The following is a 15,213-nucleotide window of genomic DNA, read 5'->3' on the forward strand; positions in this document are numbered from 1 at the left end:
CGGATTGCGCTCAAAACGACATGGCGCCGGTGTGACGATCTTGTTACCATCCCGTCATGGGAAGGGGTGGCGCAGCTTGCATCGCCGGGTTCCCGATGCTACTCGCGCGCCAACCCATCCGAGGCGCGATTTCGCGCCCCGTTCCCCATGGGGGCAACCCGTTTGTAATTACGAGGAATTCGCGTCCGTGGAGATGTCCGGCGGAAATCTAGGTGGCACAGGCGGCATCCAGGCGAGCCTGGGCGGACGCTATGCGCTCGCCCTGTTCGAACTGGCCGAGCAGGGCCGCAGCATCGACACGGTCGAGGCAAGCCTGCTGGCCGTGCGCGACGCGCTGGCCCAGTCGGCCGAGTTTCGCGACCTGACGACCAGCCCGGTCGTGGCGCGCGGCGCGGCGGTCAAGGCGGTGCTCGCCGTCGCCGACCAGTTGGGCGTCGATGCCACCACCCGCAATTTCCTGGGCGTGCTGGCGGAAAACCGTCGCCTGGGCCAGTTGTCGCAGATCATCCGCGCCTTTCGCCAGCTTGCCAGCCGCCATCGCGGCGAGACGACGGCGGAAGTCACGAGCGCCCACCCGCTGACCGACGATCAGGTCGCCGCGCTGAAGCAGCAGTTGCGCCAGCGTGTCGGCCGCGACGTCTCGGTCGACCTGTCGGTCGATCCCGCGCTGCTCGGCGGGCTGGTCGTCCGCATCGGCTCCCAGATGATCGATTCCTCGATCCGCACCCGTTTGAATGCGCTCGCCAGCGCGATGAAAGGCTGACGTTCCATGGATATCCGCGCCGCAGAAATCTCCAAGGTCATCAAGGACCAGATCGCCAATTTCGGCGACCAGGCCCAGGTCTCCGAAACCGGTCAGGTGTTGTCCGTCGGTGACGGCATCGCGCGCATCTACGGCCTGGACAACGTCCAGGCGGGCGAGATGGTCGAGTTCGCCAACGGCGTGCAGGGCATGGCGCTGAACCTGGAAGCCGACAATGTCGGCGTCGTGATCTTCGGCTCGGACGCCGAGATCCGCGAGGGCGACACCGTCAAGCGCACCGGCACCATCGTCGACGTGCCGGTGGGCAAGGGGCTGCTCGGCCGCGTGGTCGACGGCCTTGGCAACCCGATCGACGGCAAGGGCCCGATCGTCGCCGAGAAGCGCAGCCGCGTCGAGGTGAAGGCGCCGGGCATCATCCCGCGCAAGTCGGTGCACGAGCCGGTGCAGACCGGTTTGAAGGCGATCGACGCGCTGGTGCCCGTCGGCCGTGGCCAGCGCGAGCTGATCATCGGCGACCGTCAGACCGGCAAGTCGGCGATCGCGCTCGATACCTTCATCAACCAGAAGACGGCGAACGCCGGCACCGACGAGTCGAAGAAGCTGTACTGCGTCTATGTCGCGGTCGGCCAGAAGCGCTCCACGGTGGCGCAGCTCGTCCGCACGCTGGAAGAGAATGGCGCGATGGAATATTCCATCGTCGTCGCCGCCACCGCGTCGGACCCGGCCCCGCTGCAGTTCCTCGCGCCCTATACCGGCTGCGCGATGGGCGAATATTTCCGCGACAACGGCATGCATGCCGTGATCGTGTATGACGACCTGTCCAAGCAGGCGGTCGCCTATCGTCAGATGTCGCTGCTGCTGCGCCGTCCGCCGGGCCGCGAAGCCTATCCGGGCGACGTGTTCTATCTCCACTCGCGCCTGCTGGAGCGCGCGGCGAAGATGAACGACGACAACGGCAACGGGTCGCTGACCGCGCTGCCGATCATCGAAACGCAGGCCGGCGACGTGTCGGCCTACATCCCAACCAACGTGATCTCGATCACCGATGGCCAGATCTTCCTCGAAACCGACCTGTTCTTCGCGGGCATCCGCCCGGCGATCAACGTCGGCCTGTCGGTCAGCCGCGTCGGCTCGGCCGCGCAGACCAAGGCGATGAAGAAGGTGTCGGGCTCGATCAAGCTGGAGCTGGCCCAGTATCGCGAGATGGCGGCGTTCGCGCAGTTCGGCTCGGACCTCGACGCCTCGACGCAGAAGCTGCTCAACCGCGGTGCGCGCCTGACCGAGCTGCTGAAGCAGCCGCAGTTCAACCCGCTGCCCTTCGAGGAGCAGACGGCGTCGATCTTCGCGGGCACGCAAGGCTATCTGGACACCGTCCCCGTGGCGCAGGTGACGCGCTACGAGGCGGCGATGCTGGCCGACCTGCGCGCCAATCACGCCGGCGTGCTGGGCCTGATCCGCGACACCAAGGATCTGGGCGACGAAGCCAAGGCCAAGCTCAAGGCTGCGCTCGACCAGTTCGCGAAGACCTTCGCATAAGTGAACCATAGCCCTCTCCCCGCCGGGGAGGGGGTTGGGTGAGGGGCCGCCCCAAGCGCTTCCGTTGATGGCAACCTCCGCTCCCGTGGCGGGGGAGAAACAAGGACCAAGATGGCAAGCCTCAAGGCCCTCAAAGTTCGGATCAACTCGGTCAAATCGACCCAGAAGATCACCAAGGCGATGAAGATGGTCGCCGCCGCCAAGCTGCGCCGTGCGCAGGAAGCGGCGCAGAACGGCCGTCCCTATGCCGAGCGGCTGGAGGCGGTAATGGCCAGCCTGGCGAGCCGCGTCGGCGGCACCGGCGCGTCGCCGCTCTTGGCGGGCACCGGCAAGGACCAGGTGCAGCTTCTCGTCGTCGCGACCTCCGAGCGTGGTCTGGCCGGTGCGTTCAACACCAACATCGTGCGCGCCGCGCGTCGCAAGGCGGACGAGCTGATCGCGCAAGGCAAGACGGTGAAGTTCTACATCGCCGGCAAGAAGGGGCGCGTGCTGCGTCGCTTCTTCCCGAACGCGATCCTGGCCGATCACGAGATGGGCCAGATCAAGTCGGTCGCGTTCGACGATGCCCGCGCGATCGCCGACGACCTGATCGCACGCTATGGCCGCGGCGAATTCGACGTGGCGCATCTGTTCTACGCCAAGTTCGTCTCGGCGCTGGTGCAGGAGCCGGTCGGCCAGCAACTGATCCCGGTGCCCGTACCGCCGCAGCCGGCCAAGTCGGCGGTGTCCGCCGATGCCGTGGTCGAGTATGAGCCGAGCGAAGAGGCGATCCTGGACGACCTGCTGCCGCGCAACGTGGCGGTGCAGATCTTCCGCGCGCTGCTGGAAAACGCCGCGTCGGAACAGGGTAGCCGCATGAATGCGATGGACAATGCGACCCGCAACGCGGGCGACATGATCAACCGTCTGTCCATCCAGTATAACCGTACCCGCCAGGCCGCGATCACGACCGAACTGGTGGAAATCATCTCGGGCGCCGAAGCGCTCTAAGTTTCGAAGCAGGAAGAACCGCCATGGCAACCGCCGCTGACGATATCCGCCCGATCCAGTCGACGGGCCAGACGAACAATGTAGGACGCATCGCGCAGGTCATCGGCGCGGTCGTCGACGTGCACTTCCCCAACACCCTGCCGGCGATCCTGTCGGCGCTGGTGACCGAGAATAACGGCAACCGCCTGGTGCTCGAGGTTGCGCAGCATCTCGGCGAGAACACCGTCCGCACCATCGCGATGGACTCGACCGAGGGCCTGACCCGCGGCCAGACCGTGACCGATACCGGCGCGCAGATTTCGGTTCCCGTCGGCCCCGCGACGCTCGGCCGCATCATGAACGTCGTCGGTGAGCCGATCGACGAGCGTGGGCCGGTCGGCACCGACCTGCGCGCGCCGATCCATGCCAAGGCGCCGGAGTTCATCGACCAGTCGACCGAAAGCGCGATCCTGGTCACCGGCATCAAGGTCATCGACCTGCTGGCGCCCTACGCCAAGGGCGGCAAGATCGGCCTGTTCGGCGGCGCCGGCGTCGGCAAGACCGTGCTGATCCAGGAGCTGATCAACAACATCGCCAAGGGTCACGGCGGCACCTCGGTGTTCGCAGGCGTCGGCGAGCGGACGCGTGAAGGCAACGACCTGTATCACGAGTTCCTGGACGCGGGCGTCATCGCCAAGGACGCCGACGGCAACCCGATTTCGGAGGGATCGAAGGTCGCGCTGGTGTTCGGCCAGATGAACGAGCCGCCGGGCGCGCGTGCCCGCGTCGCCCTGTCGGGCCTGACCATCGCGGAATATTTCCGCGACCAGGAAGGCCAGGACGTGCTGTTCTTCGTCGACAACATCTTCCGCTTCACCCAGGCGGGTGCGGAAGTGTCGGCGCTGCTCGGCCGCATCCCCTCGGCCGTGGGGTATCAGCCGACGCTGTCGACCGACATGGGCGCGCTGCAGGAGCGCATCACCTCGACCAACAAGGGCTCGATCACGTCCGTGCAGGCCGTGTACGTTCCCGCGGACGACTTGACCGATCCGGCGCCGGCGACTTCGTTCGCGCACCTTGACGCGACCACCGTGTTGAACCGCGCGATCTCGGAGCTGGGCATCTACCCGGCGGTCGATCCGCTCGACTCGACCAGCCGCGTGCTGGAGCCGCGCACGGTGGGCCAGGAGCATTACGACACCGCGCGCGCGGTGCAGTCGCTGCTCCAGCGCTACAAGTCGCTGCAGGACATCATCGCGATTCTGGGCATGGACGAGCTGTCCGAAGAGGACAAGCTGACCGTGACCCGCGCGCGCAAGATCCAGCGCTTCCTCAGCCAGCCCTTCCACGTCGCCGAGGTCTTCACCGGCATCTCGGGCAAGTTCGTGCAGATCGAGGACACGATCCGCTCGTTCAAGGCGGTGGTCGACGGCGAGTATGACCATCTGCCCGAGGCAGCCTTCTACATGGTTGGCGGCATCGACGAGGTCGTCGCCAAGGCCGAGAAGATGGCCAAGGAAGCCTAAAGGCGCCTGTCCCCTCCTGCCACGCGCGGGAGGGGGTCGGGCATGGTCCTGCGCGACGCGGGGTCTGTGCCGAACTTTTCTCCCCCAGCCCCTCCCGCGAGCGGGAGGGGGGAGCTTACCAGAATGCTGCATTTCGAACTCGTCACCCCCGAAAAGCTCCTCCGCTCGGAGGAGGTGCACATGGTCGTCGTGCCCGGCACCGAGGGCGACTTCGGCGTGCTGGAGGGGCATGCGCCCTTCATGTCGACGATCCGCGACGGCGCGCTGCGTATCCATCGCACCGAAAAGGGCGAGCCCGAGACGCTGACCATCCGCGGCGGCTTTGCCGAGGTCACGCCCAACGGGCTGACCATCCTGGCCGAGCACGCGGCCTGATCCGCGCCGCCCGGCGCGGCGGCTACAGGAAGCTATAGGGGTCGACGTCCACCGCGACCCTGACCTTGGGCGACCATTCCAGCGCGCCCAGCCATTCCCGGATCACCGCCTGCACGTCGAGCGCCCGGCGCGCATGGACCAGCAGGCGGTAGCGATGACGCCCGCGCAGCATGGCGAGCGGCGCCGGGGCGGGGCCATAGACGTGCATGCCCTCCACCTCCGGCGCACGGCGCCCGATCAGGCTGGCGATCTCCTGCGCCGCGGCCTGCTCCTCTGACGACACCACGATCGCGGCATAACGGCCGAAGGGGGGCGCACCAGCATCGCGCCGTGCCTCGGTTTCCGCGGCGTAGAAGGATTCGGCATCGCCGGTGACCAGCGCCTGCATGACGCCGGCCTTCGGGCTGTGCGTCTGGATGAACACCTGGCCGGGCTTCTCGCCGCGCCCGGCCCGACCCGAGACCTGACAGATCTGCTGAAAGGTCCGCTCCGCCGCGCGCAGGTCGCCGCCTTCCAGCCCCAGATCGGCATCGATCACGCCGACCAGCGTCAGGTTGGGGAAGTGGTAGCCCTTTGTGACGAGTTGCGTGCCGACCACGATGTCGATGTCGCCTGCCTCCATCCGGCCGACAAACTCGGCGGCCTTGGCCGGGGACCAGATGGTGTCGGAGGTGACGACGGCCGTTTTCGCCTCCGGAAACAGCGCGGCAACCTCGTCGGCGATGCGCTCGACGCCGGGACCGCAGGCGACGAGGGTGTCCTCACCCTGGCATTCGGGGCAGGCGCGCGGGGTGGGCATGACGTGGCCGCAGTGATGACAGGCGAGGCGGCGGACGAGGCGGTGTTCGACCATCCAGGCGGTGCAGTTGGGGCACTGGAAGCGGTGGCCGCAGGTGCGGCAGAGCGTCAGCGGCGCATAGCCGCGGCGGTTCAGGAACAGCAGCGACTGTTCGCGCTTCTCCAGCGTCTCGGTCATCGCCTTGACGAGGCGGGGCGAAATCCAGCGGCCACGCTCGGGCGGCTCGTGGATCAGGTCGATCGCGGCGATGGCGGGCATCTCGGCGGCACCGAAGCGACCGGGCAGCTTCACCTCGGCATAGCGACCCTGTGCGACCTGCTGGCGGGTTTCGATCGCAGGGGTGGCGGAGGCGAGGATGACCGGACACGGCTCGAACTTGCCCCGCATCACCGCCACGTCGCGCGCATGGTAATGCACGCCGTCTTCCTGCTTGAAACTGGTTTCGTGCGCCTCGTCGACGACGATCAGCCCCAGGTTGCGATAGGGCAGGAACAGCGCGGAGCGGGCCCCCACCGTGACCAGCGCCTGACCGCTGGCGATCGCCCGCCACGCGCGCCGCCGCTGCGTCGAGCGCAGGCCCGAATGCCAGGCCACCGGCTCGCAGCCGAAACGGTCGTGAAACCGCTTGAGGAAGGGTTCGGTGAGCGCGATCTCGGGCAGCAGGACCAGCACCTGCCGGCCTTCACGCACCGCCTCGGCCACCGCCTCGAAATAGACCTCGGTCTTGCCCGATCCGGTGACGCCGTCGAGCAGCACGGGCGCGAAAGCCTGCGCGGCGACATCGGCCACGAGGCGGTCGGCGGCGGCGCGCTGGTCGTCCGACAATGCGGGAACGTGATGCAGCGGATCAGGCAGGGGAAAGGGGCTGTCGATATCGACCTCCACCCCCTCGATCGCACCGACCTTGACGAGGCCGCGGATCACCGCATCCGACACGTCGGCGATCGTCGCCAGTTCGCGGATCAGGCCCTGGCGGTCGCCGATCCGCTCCAGCGCCTGCGCCCGCTGCGGCGTCAGGCGATCGGGAACATGGCCGGTCGCGCGGTATTCGGTGGCGGTGCGCGCGCCTTCCAACGCGGCGTTGGAGGACAGCGCCATGCGCACCACCGCGGCGGGCGGCGCCAGATAATAATCGGCGGTCCATTCGATCAGCCGGCGCAGCGCATCGCCCAGCGGCGGCACGTCGGCGACCCCGAGCAACGGCCGCAGGCGATTGTCGCCTACCTCCGCATCCGATGGCATCCGCTCCGGCTCCCACACCACGCCGAGCAACTGGCGGGGACCAAGGGGTGCGACGACGATCGACCCCGGCTCGACCGCCATGCCATGCGGCACGCGGTAGTCGAGGGGACCGAGCGCGGAGTTCAGGACGAGGACGCGGGCACGCGAGGACATGGCCGCGCTATATGGGCACTGGATGACTCGTCGTGAACCCCGAAGCGTGGCGGATCAGGCCGCGCGGCGGCGATCACCCTTGCGACGCTCCCCGACACGCGCCCGCTTGGCGGCGTACAGGATCGCATCGGTGCGGTGGACGAAATCGCGCACCGTCTGCGTCTCGGGCGTCCACAGGCGCATGCCGACCGTGCCCGCGCACGTCATCGTCAGGCCCTCGGCGGTCACCGATACCGACAGCGTTTCCTCCAGTTGCTGGCGGAACTGGTCGATGCGGGCGAGCAGGCCCGCATCCTCGACGATGACCGCGAATTCGTCACCGCCCAGTCGCGCGACATAGCAGTTCTGCAACCACGGCGCGCGCAGCCGCCGGCCGACTTCGCGCAGGATGTCGTCGCCGGCCATGTGGCCCAGCGTGTCGTTGATCAGCTTGAAGCCGTCCAGATCGATCAGCGCGAGCGCCATCAGCGCGCCCGATTGGCGTGCCCGGTCGATCGCCCCCTCCAGCGCACGGTCGAAGGCGGCACGGTTGCAGATGCCGGTCAACGCGTCGGTACTGGCGGTGCGGCGCAGCGTCATTTCCAGCGCGTGACGATCGGTGATGTCCTGGAACACGCCGACGACCGCGGTCACCTGCCCGTCGCTTTCCTCCCGCTCGCCCATCACCCGCACGCGCCGCAGGCGGCCGGTGGCGGTGGTGAAGTCAAGCTCCAGGTCGAACGGGATGCCGGTTTCGACAGCATGGGCCACGGCATCGTTCAACTGCTGGCGCTCGCTTGCCGGATAATAGTTCATCGCGGTATCGATATCGGGCTCCTCGCCCAGCGGCAGTTCGTGGATGCGGAACACGCCGTCGGACCAGGATGCGATCCGCTCGGGTATCGACAGGCGCCACGATCCGATCATCGAAATCCGTTCGGCCTGCTGGAAGGTGCGGTCCTTGGCGCGCAGGTCGCTGGCCTGGCGTTCGCTGAGTTCGGCGATGTCGGTCGCCCGCTGCGCAATGGCGCGCGCGGCGATCAGCGCCTCCGCCAGCGTCGTCAGATGGCGCAGCGTCCGCATGCCCGATTCGTTGAGCGAGCGGGGCGTGGCGTCCATCACGCACAGTGATCCGATCGGTTGGGCCACGCCCTGCCGGTCGGGCGCATGGATCGGCATGCCGGCATAGAAGCGCAGGCCGTTTTCAACGACCAGCGGATTGCCGGCGAAATCGGCATCCTTGCTCAGATCGTCGACGATGAACTGGTCGGGCTTGCGGATGGTATGGTTGCAGATGGCGACGCTGCGCGGCACCTCGACCGGCAGGTCGCCGATGCCCGCCTTCACCCACAGGCGGTCGCGGTCGATCAGGGTGAGCGCGGCCAGCGGGCAGTCCAGCATGTCCGCCGCCAGGCTGACCAGCGCGTCGAACTCCCGCTCCGGCTCGCTGTCGAGCAGCGCATGCGCCTGAAGGGCCGCCATGCGCCGCTCTTCATCGAACACAGGATCGAGGGACAGGGTTGAGGAGGCCATGGGACCGTCTAAGATCGTCAAGGTTAACAATTCTCGTCAGATACGACAGGTCGTTGGAATACATGGACAATATGGGGCGAGACGCGGTCCTGCCATTGGCATTCGCCGATCATCTGGCGAATGCGCGCCGCCGCTCGCCGCATACCGTGCGCGCCTATCAGGCGACGGCGGAGCGGTTGCTGGCGTTTTTGGGCAGCCATTGGGGCGGCCGGGTGGCGCGGGGCGACCTGTCGCGGATCACCGCCGCGGACCTGCGTGCGTTTCTGGCGCATCGGCGGGGCGAGGAGCTGTCGAACGCATCGGCCGCGCGCGAATTGTCGGCGGTGCGCGCCTTTCTGGATTGGGCGGGGGTCGAGCCGCCGCGCCTGCGCGGGCCGCGGGTAAAGGCCGGGGTGCCGCGTCCGGTGGCGCCTGACGACGTGCTGGCGCTGGCGGAAGAGGTGTCGGAGGATGCGCGCGAACCGTGGATCGCGGCGCGCGACTGGGCGGTGCTGATGCTGCTGTACGGGGCGGGTCTGCGCATCGGCGAGGCGCTGGCCCTGCCGGCGGGCATATTGCCGCTGGGCGAGACGATCCGGGTGCTGGGCAAGCGCGGCAAGACGCGCATCGTGCCGCTGCTGCCGCAGGTCGCCCGCGCGGTCGAGGCTTATGCCGCGGAGCAGCCGTGGCGGCTGGAGCGCGATGCGCCGCTGTTCCGCGGCGCGCGGGGCGGGGTGCTGTCGCCGGCGGTCGTGCGGCGCTCGGTTCGCGCGGCGCGGGCACGGCTCGACCTGGGCGACCGGGTCACGCCGCACGCGCTGCGTCACAGTTTCGCGACGCATCTGCTGGGGCGCGGCGCCGATCTGCGCCAGTTGCAGGAGCTGCTGGGTCATGCCAGCCTGAGTTCGACGCAGGTCTATACCGCGGTCGATGCCGCGCACCTGCTGGATGTGTACCGCAACGCGCATCCCCGGGCCTAGCGCCGGGCGCGCGGCTTCCAGGTCACGACGCGCCAGACATAGCCGATGACGATCATCACGGTCAGCGCGACGGCGGCCGGGCCGACATACCGGTCCAGCACCTCGAAGCGCGATCCCAGCAACAGCCCGGCATAGGCCAGGATCGCGTTCCAGATCGTGCTGCCCGCAAAGGTCCACACCAGGAAGCGCCATAGCGGCATCCGCGTCATGCCCGCGGGCAGCGAGATGATCGTGCGAAAGGCGGGCATGAAGCGGAAGACGAACACCACCCACTGCCCATGCTTGACGAAGAAGCGGTGCAGCCGCTCGACATCCTCCCATTCCATCGTCAGCCAGCGGCCGTGCCGGTCGACAAAGGGGCGGAAGCGTTCATAACCGATATGGCGGCCGATATAGTACCAGAAGTAGTTGCCGACCGTGGTGCCCAGCGTTCCCCACAGGATCAGCGGGATCATCGCCATGTCGCCGCGCGCCACCGCCATGCCGCCCAGCCCCATGATGACCTCGGACGGCACCGGCGGCACGATATTTTCCAGCGCCATCAGCAGGAAGATGCCGAAATAGCCGCCCCAGGCGATCAGGTTCAGGATGAAGTCGGTCATGTGCTGGTAGGATTACCCGTGGGAGAGGCGGGGGTTCCCGAAACCGGCTCCCTCTCCCCTGCCGGGACGAGCGGGGTCAGGCCAGCTTGCCCTCGATCGCGTCCCAGATCAGGCCCGCGACATCGGTGCCGTCGAACCGTTCGATCGCGACGATTCCGGTGGGGGAGGTGACGTTGATTTCGGTCAGCCACTCGCCACCGATCACGTCGATGCCGACGAACAACAGGCCGCGGGCGCGCAGTTCGGGGCTGAGCGCTTCGCAGATCTCGCGTTCGCGCGCCGTGAGTTCGGTCTTTTCGGCCGATCCGCCGACCGCCAGGTTGGAACGGATCTCGCCCTCGCCGGGCAGGCGGTTGATCGCGCCCGCCACCTCGCCATCGACCAGCACGATGCGCTTGTCACCCTTGGCGACGGCCGGCAGGAATGCCTGGATCATGTGCGGCTCGCGCCATGTCTGGTTGAACACCTCGATCAGCGCCGACAGGTTGGCGCCGTCGCTGCCAACCTTGAAGATCGCCTTGCCGCCATTGCCGTGCAACGGCTTCACCACGATCTCGCCATGCTCGGCCAAAAAGGCGCGTGCTTCCTCCAGCGAGCGGGTGACCAGCGTCGGCGGCATGAAGCGCGCATAATTGAGCACGAAGACCTTTTCGGGTGCGTTGCGGACCTGGGCGGGATCGTTCACCACCAGCGTCTTGTGCGCGATCCGCTCCAGCAGGTGCGTGGCGGTGATATAGCCGAGATCGAAGGGCGGGTCCTGCCGCATCAGCACCACGTCCGCCTCGTCGCCGAGGTCGAGCCTGACCGGTGCGTCGAAGTGGAAATGGTCGCCGGCCACCCGCTGCACGGTTACCGGATGCGCCTTCGTCCACAGCCGGCCGTCGGACCAGTTCAGGTCCCCGGCGGCGTAATGGAACAGCCGGTGGCCGCGCGCCTGCGCCGACAGCATCAGCGCGAAGGTGGAATCGCCCGCGATGTTGATCTGGTCGAGCGGGTCCATCTGGACGGCGACGTTGAGCGGCATGGTGATCCTTTCGGAAAGATGGTCGTCGCGGCATGTAGGGGGCGGCATCGGCCCTGTCATCCGAAGGGGCTCAGGGTTGCCAGGCATTCTCGATATGCTGCGGCCGGGTGCCGGGGGCGAGCAGGATGACGTCGATGCGGATATCGTCACCCGGCCCGGCATAGGTCGGTGCCAGCATTTCGGCCGCGGCGGCGACGCGGGACAGGCGCCGCTCGTCGATCGCAAAGGCGAGATCGTTGGCGGATTTGCGGGTCTTTACCTCGACGAATGCGACGACGGCCGCTTTTCGGGCGACGATGTCCACTTCCCCGGCCGGCGTGCGGACGCGGCGGGCGAGGATGCGCCAGCCCTTCAGCCGCAGCCACCAGCCGGCCAGACGTTCGCCGCGACGCCCGGCGGACTCGGCGGCGCGGCGGGCGGGGGAGGGCGTTCGCATCGGTTCAGCGGCGGCGCAGGAAGCTGATCGTGCCACCGGCCGCCAACAGGGCCGCGCCTGCCCCGGCCCGTCCGCGACGGCGCAGCAGCGCCAGGCCGCCGGTGACGAGCAGGGTCGGCACCAGCCCGCTTCTGGCGGGAACGACGCGGGTCAGCGCATAGCCTCGTGCCGCCTCGCGTACCGGCCCGGCGGGCTCGGCCTGTTTCGGGCCGGGATGCACCGCGGCGCTGCCGCTCGCCACCGTGTCTGCGGCATAGGCGTTGCGGTCGCCCATCGGGCGGGCCGCGCCGGTGGTGGTGTCCTCCGCCGTCTGCCGTTCCAGCTCGCAGTTCAGCTCGGCACCGAGCAGCAGGATATAGGCCGACAGGTACAGCCAGGTGAGCAACACCACCGCCGCGCCCAGCGACCCGTAGGTCGCGTTGTAGCTGCCGAAATTGGCGACGTAGAAGCCGAAGCCGAGCGTCACCAGCAGCCAGATGAGCGCGGCGAGCAGCGATCCGGGCGTCAACCAGATCCAGCGCGCATGATCGCGGTCGGGCCCGAAGCGATACAGCGTCGCCGCCGCCGCCGCCGCGACCCCGGTCATGATCGCGTAGGACAGGATCTTGCCCAGAACCACCAGCACGGTCGGCAGATCGGGAAACAGGCTCTGCAACGCACCCAGCGCGGTGATCGAGACGATGGCGAGCACCGCCAGCACCACCGCCCCGGCGGTGATCCCCAGCGCCAGCAGGTTGAGCGCGACGAAGCCGCGGCTTTCCTCCTCGTCATAGGCGATGTTGAGCGCGGTGATGACCGCGGTCGCGCCCTTCATCGCGCCGTATAACGCGATGGCGAGCGCGATAAGGAGGCCGAACCCCTTCTTGCCGTCCGAACTGGTGACCAGATTGGCCAGTTGTTCGCCGATCAGCTGCGCGGCGTCGGTCGGCATTACCTCCATCAGTGTGCGGACATTGTCGACCACCGTTTGCGGCGTCGCGAACAGGCCGTAGCTCAGCACCACCGCACCCAGCATCGGCACCAGGGCGAGGATCGCGCAAAAGGCGACGCCGGAGGCGATCAGGCTGATATTGTCGGTGCCCGCCTCGCGCCAGCTCCGCAGCAGCACGTCCTTCCACCCGCGCGGCGGCACCGCCCATGGGCTGGTCGCCCCGCGCCCGCGCGCATTCCGATCCGCTGTCGATCCTGGCATCGTCGTCCCCTTTGTCGGACATGCGAACCGGCGAGGGGGGGCGGGTGTTCCTTATTCGGGCGCCTTCATCGCCATTGCGCGGGCATACAGGGCCTTGCGGTCCAGCCCGAAGCGCTTGGCCACCTCGCCCGCGGCCTTGGAGGCCGGCAGGCGGGTCAACGCCTCGGCCAGCGCGGTATCGGCATCCTCCGCGCTGGGCGGCGGCGCCTCGCCGGGGGGGGCGACGACGACGACGATCTCGCCCTTCGGACCGCCCTCCGCATAGCGCGCCGCGAGCGTGGACAGCGTGCCCGTCACCGCCTCCTCGAACCGCTTGGTGATCTCGCGCGTCACCGCCGCCTCGCGGTCCCCCAGCCCCACCGCCAGCGCCGCCAACGTCGCTGCCAGCCGCGGCCCGGACTCGTAAAACACCAGCGTCGCCCGGATGGCCGCGATTTCGGTGATGGCGTCGGCGCGCGCCTTCTCCTTGGGGGGCAGGAAGCCGCAGAACAGGAAGCGGTCGGTGGGCAGGCCCGCCAGGGTCAGCGCGGCGATGGCGGCGCAGGGGCCGGGGATCGTCACCACCGCATGGCCGGCGGCACGGGCATCGCGGACCAGCTTGTAGCCGGGGTCCGAGATCAGCGGCGTGCCCGCGTCCGACACCAGCGCCACCGCCTCCACGCCCATGCGCGCCACCAGTGCGGGGCGGACATGCTCGGCATTGTGATCGTGATAGGGCTGCATCGGCCGCTTCACGCCGATATGGCGGAGCAGGCCGGCGGTGACGCGGCTGTCCTCCACCGCGATGACGTCGGCGGCGGCCAGGATATCGGCGGCGCGCGGAGAAAGGTCACCGAGATTGCCGATCGGGGTGGCCACGATATACAGGCCGGGATCGAGTTTGGTCGTAGTGTTGGTCACAGGGGACGTCATGGCAGAGGCAGCAGCGCCAATACAACCGAAGCTTGCCATGAGGGCCGGGGAGGCAAAGCGGTGGATCGCGCTGGCCGCGGCCTGCCTGCTGGGGGCGTGTCAGACACTGGTGCCGCGGGGGCCGGTGGAGGCGCCGCCACCACGCGAGGCGACCCGGCCGGTCCAGGAAGCGCCGACGGTGGAGGCGGGCATCCCGCGCGACGTGGCGCGCAACCGCGTCGCCCTGCTGGTGCCGCTGTCGGGCAGCAATGCCGGTGTCGGCCGCTCGATCGCGAACGCGACGATGCTGGCGCTGCTCGACACGCAGAACGACAAGGTGCGGATCACCAACTACGACACCGCTACCGGCGCCGCGGCGGCTGCACAGCGTGCGATCGCGGAAGGTGCGCAACTGATCCTGGGACCGCTTTTGTCCGAAGACGTGCGCGCGGTGGCGCCGATCGCACGCGCCGCGCGTGTGCCGGTGGTCAGCTTCTCGAACGACGCCGGTGTCGGGGGTAACGGCACCTATCTGATGGGCTATGCCCCCGGCCAGTCGATCGAACGCGTCGTCGCCTTTGCCCGGGAGCGCGGCGTGACCAGCTTTGCCGGGCTGGTGCCCAACGGCCTGTACGGGGAACGCGCATCGACTGCCTTTCTGCGCGCGGTCGAGGGGGCTGGCGGGCAGGTGGTGTCGTTGCAGCCCTATGGTCGCGTGGCCGGTGGCATTGCCGGTGCGGCGCAGCGGCTGACCGCCAAGGCGCCCTATGACGCGGTGCTGATTGCCGACGGCGGTGCCGCGGCGGCGGCGGCAGCGCCGGTCGTGAAGCGCGGGCCGGGGGCGAACACCCGCCTGCTCGGCACCGAATTGTGGAATTCGGAAAGCACGATCGCATCGCGCGCCCCGCTGAACGGTGCGTGGTTCGCCAGCGTGTCGAATAACCTGTACCGCCAATATGCCACCAAATACCGCGCCCGCTTCGGCGCGGCGCCGTACCGACTGTCCAGCCTCGGCTACGACTCGGTGCTGCTGACGGTGCGGATCGCGCGTGACTGGAAGGTCGGATCGCCCTTTCCGGAGGCGCGGCTGCGCGACCAGGACGGCTTTTCCGGCATCGACGGGGCATTCCGCTTCGGCCGCGACGGCGTGGCCGAACGCGCGCTGGAGGTGCAGGAGATACGCGGCGGCACCACGGTGACGGTCTCGCCCGCGCCGACCGGCTTCGGGCGGTAG

14 protein-coding genes are annotated in these 15,213 nt (G+C 68.5%); 7 read left to right on the plus strand and 7 right to left on the minus strand.

The window, feature by feature from the left end:
• Positions 1 to 193: 193 nt before the first annotated feature.
• The 5 genes from OXR08_RS02015 to OXR08_RS02035 all read left to right on the plus strand — a co-directional run bounded on the left by OXR08_RS02015 (position 194) and on the right by OXR08_RS02035 (position 5,169).
• Positions 194 to 763 carry a F0F1 ATP synthase subunit delta gene (locus OXR08_RS02015; RefSeq protein WP_112382074.1) on the plus strand — a complete coding sequence of 190 codons (570 nt, stop codon included), beginning with the start codon at positions 194 to 196 and terminating at the stop codon, positions 761 to 763.
• 6 nt (positions 764 to 769) lie between these two features.
• Positions 770 to 2,299: a F0F1 ATP synthase subunit alpha gene (atpA, locus tag OXR08_RS02020; RefSeq protein WP_112382075.1), complete on the plus strand. Its 1,530-nt coding sequence runs from the start codon at positions 770 to 772 to the stop codon at positions 2,297 to 2,299.
• Between the two features lie 111 nt (positions 2,300 to 2,410).
• Entirely contained in the window at positions 2,411 to 3,289 is an 879-nt protein-coding gene (locus OXR08_RS02025; RefSeq protein ID WP_112382076.1) for a F0F1 ATP synthase subunit gamma, read from the plus strand.
• A gap of 23 nt (positions 3,290 to 3,312) precedes the next feature.
• Positions 3,313 to 4,794, plus strand: coding sequence for a F0F1 ATP synthase subunit beta (gene atpD / locus OXR08_RS02030; RefSeq protein ID WP_112382077.1), 1,482 nt, complete (start codon positions 3,313 to 3,315; stop codon positions 4,792 to 4,794).
• Between the two features lie 123 nt (positions 4,795 to 4,917).
• Positions 4,918 to 5,169: an ATP synthase F1 subunit epsilon gene (locus OXR08_RS02035; protein WP_267347364.1), complete on the plus strand. Its 252-nt coding sequence runs from the start codon at positions 4,918 to 4,920 to the stop codon at positions 5,167 to 5,169.
• A 22-nt stretch (positions 5,170 to 5,191) separates the two neighbouring features.
• Here the strand turns inward: OXR08_RS02035 and OXR08_RS02040 are convergent, their stop codons facing one another.
• On the minus strand, positions 5,192 to 7,363 hold the full coding sequence (locus OXR08_RS02040; RefSeq protein WP_267347365.1) for a primosomal protein N': 2,172 nt from the start codon (positions 7,361 to 7,363) through the stop codon (positions 5,192 to 5,194).
• Between the two features lie 54 nt (positions 7,364 to 7,417).
• Complete coding sequence (locus tag OXR08_RS02045; protein ID WP_267347366.1) at positions 7,418 to 8,824, minus strand: diguanylate cyclase; 1,407 nt, start codon at positions 8,822 to 8,824, stop codon at positions 7,418 to 7,420.
• Between the two features lie 122 nt (positions 8,825 to 8,946).
• Here OXR08_RS02045 and OXR08_RS02050 point away from each other — a divergent pair, with 122 nt between their 5' ends.
• A complete protein-coding gene (locus OXR08_RS02050) occupies positions 8,947 to 9,834 on the plus strand; it encodes a tyrosine recombinase XerC (protein WP_267347367.1) in 888 nt (295 codons plus the stop codon).
• Here OXR08_RS02050 and OXR08_RS02055 read toward each other — a convergent pair.
• The 5 genes from OXR08_RS02055 to rsmI all read right to left on the minus strand — a co-directional run bounded on the left by OXR08_RS02055 (position 9,831) and on the right by rsmI (position 14,000).
• Positions 9,831 to 10,436, minus strand: a complete 606-nt coding sequence (locus tag OXR08_RS02055) for a DedA family protein (RefSeq protein ID WP_267347368.1) — start codon at positions 10,434 to 10,436, stop codon at positions 9,831 to 9,833. The genes OXR08_RS02050 and OXR08_RS02055 overlap by 4 nt on opposite strands.
• Positions 10,437 to 10,512: 76 nt before the next feature.
• A complete protein-coding gene (gshB, locus tag OXR08_RS02060) occupies positions 10,513 to 11,460 on the minus strand; it encodes a glutathione synthase (protein WP_267347369.1) in 948 nt (315 codons plus the stop codon).
• A gap of 70 nt (positions 11,461 to 11,530) precedes the next feature.
• On the minus strand, positions 11,531 to 11,896 hold the full coding sequence (locus OXR08_RS02065) for a YraN family protein (RefSeq protein WP_149682148.1): 366 nt from the start codon (positions 11,894 to 11,896) through the stop codon (positions 11,531 to 11,533).
• 4 nt (positions 11,897 to 11,900) lie between these two features.
• Positions 11,901 to 13,088 (minus strand): YihY/virulence factor BrkB family protein, encoded by a 1,188-nt coding sequence (locus OXR08_RS02070; protein WP_267347370.1) that lies wholly within the window; start codon positions 13,086 to 13,088, stop codon positions 11,901 to 11,903.
• Positions 13,089 to 13,139: 51 nt separating this feature from the next.
• Positions 13,140 to 14,000: a 16S rRNA (cytidine(1402)-2'-O)-methyltransferase gene (rsmI, locus tag OXR08_RS02075; RefSeq protein ID WP_267347371.1), complete on the minus strand. Its 861-nt coding sequence runs from the start codon at positions 13,998 to 14,000 to the stop codon at positions 13,140 to 13,142.
• A gap of 37 nt (positions 14,001 to 14,037) precedes the next feature.
• On the opposite strand from rsmI, the gene OXR08_RS02080 reads away from it, so the two are divergent.
• On the plus strand, positions 14,038 to 15,213 hold the full coding sequence (locus tag OXR08_RS02080) for a penicillin-binding protein activator (protein WP_267347372.1): 1,176 nt from the start codon (positions 14,038 to 14,040) through the stop codon (positions 15,211 to 15,213).

Origin of the sequence: Sphingomonas sp. GM_Shp_2, from assembly GCF_026540875.1 — a bacterium.
GTDB lineage: Bacteria > Pseudomonadota > Alphaproteobacteria > Sphingomonadales > Sphingomonadaceae > Sphingomonas > Sphingomonas carotinifaciens.

Excerpts from the sequence above, each read along its gene's own strand:
- atpD (WP_112382077.1), top strand. The coding sequence starts at position 3,313 with ATGGCAACCGCCGCTGACGATATCCGCCCGATCCAGTCGACGGGCCAG.
- OXR08_RS02050 (WP_267347367.1), top strand. The coding sequence starts at position 8,947 with ATGGGGCGAGACGCGGTCCTGCCATTGGCATTCGCCGATCATCTGGCG.
- gshB (WP_267347369.1), bottom strand. The coding sequence starts at position 11,460 with ATGCCGCTCAACGTCGCCGTCCAGATGGACCCGCTCGACCAGATCAAC.
- OXR08_RS02035 (WP_267347364.1), top strand. The coding sequence starts at position 4,918 with ATGCTGCATTTCGAACTCGTCACCCCCGAAAAGCTCCTCCGCTCGGAG.
- OXR08_RS02040 (WP_267347365.1), bottom strand. The coding sequence starts at position 7,363 with ATGTCCTCGCGTGCCCGCGTCCTCGTCCTGAACTCCGCGCTCGGTCCC.
- OXR08_RS02070 (WP_267347370.1), bottom strand. The coding sequence starts at position 13,088 with ATGCCAGGATCGACAGCGGATCGGAATGCGCGCGGGCGCGGGGCGACC.
- OXR08_RS02025 (WP_112382076.1), top strand. The coding sequence starts at position 2,411 with ATGGCAAGCCTCAAGGCCCTCAAAGTTCGGATCAACTCGGTCAAATCG.
- rsmI (WP_267347371.1), bottom strand. The coding sequence starts at position 14,000 with ATGACGTCCCCTGTGACCAACACTACGACCAAACTCGATCCCGGCCTG.
- atpA (WP_112382075.1), top strand. The coding sequence starts at position 770 with ATGGATATCCGCGCCGCAGAAATCTCCAAGGTCATCAAGGACCAGATC.
- OXR08_RS02080 (WP_267347372.1), top strand. The coding sequence starts at position 14,038 with ATGAGGGCCGGGGAGGCAAAGCGGTGGATCGCGCTGGCCGCGGCCTGC.
- OXR08_RS02055 (WP_267347368.1), bottom strand. The coding sequence starts at position 10,436 with ATGACCGACTTCATCCTGAACCTGATCGCCTGGGGCGGCTATTTCGGC.
- OXR08_RS02015 (WP_112382074.1), top strand. The coding sequence starts at position 194 with ATGTCCGGCGGAAATCTAGGTGGCACAGGCGGCATCCAGGCGAGCCTG.
- OXR08_RS02065 (WP_149682148.1), bottom strand. The coding sequence starts at position 11,896 with ATGCGAACGCCCTCCCCCGCCCGCCGCGCCGCCGAGTCCGCCGGGCGT.
- OXR08_RS02045 (WP_267347366.1), bottom strand. The coding sequence starts at position 8,824 with ATGGCGGCCCTTCAGGCGCATGCGCTGCTCGACAGCGAGCCGGAGCGG.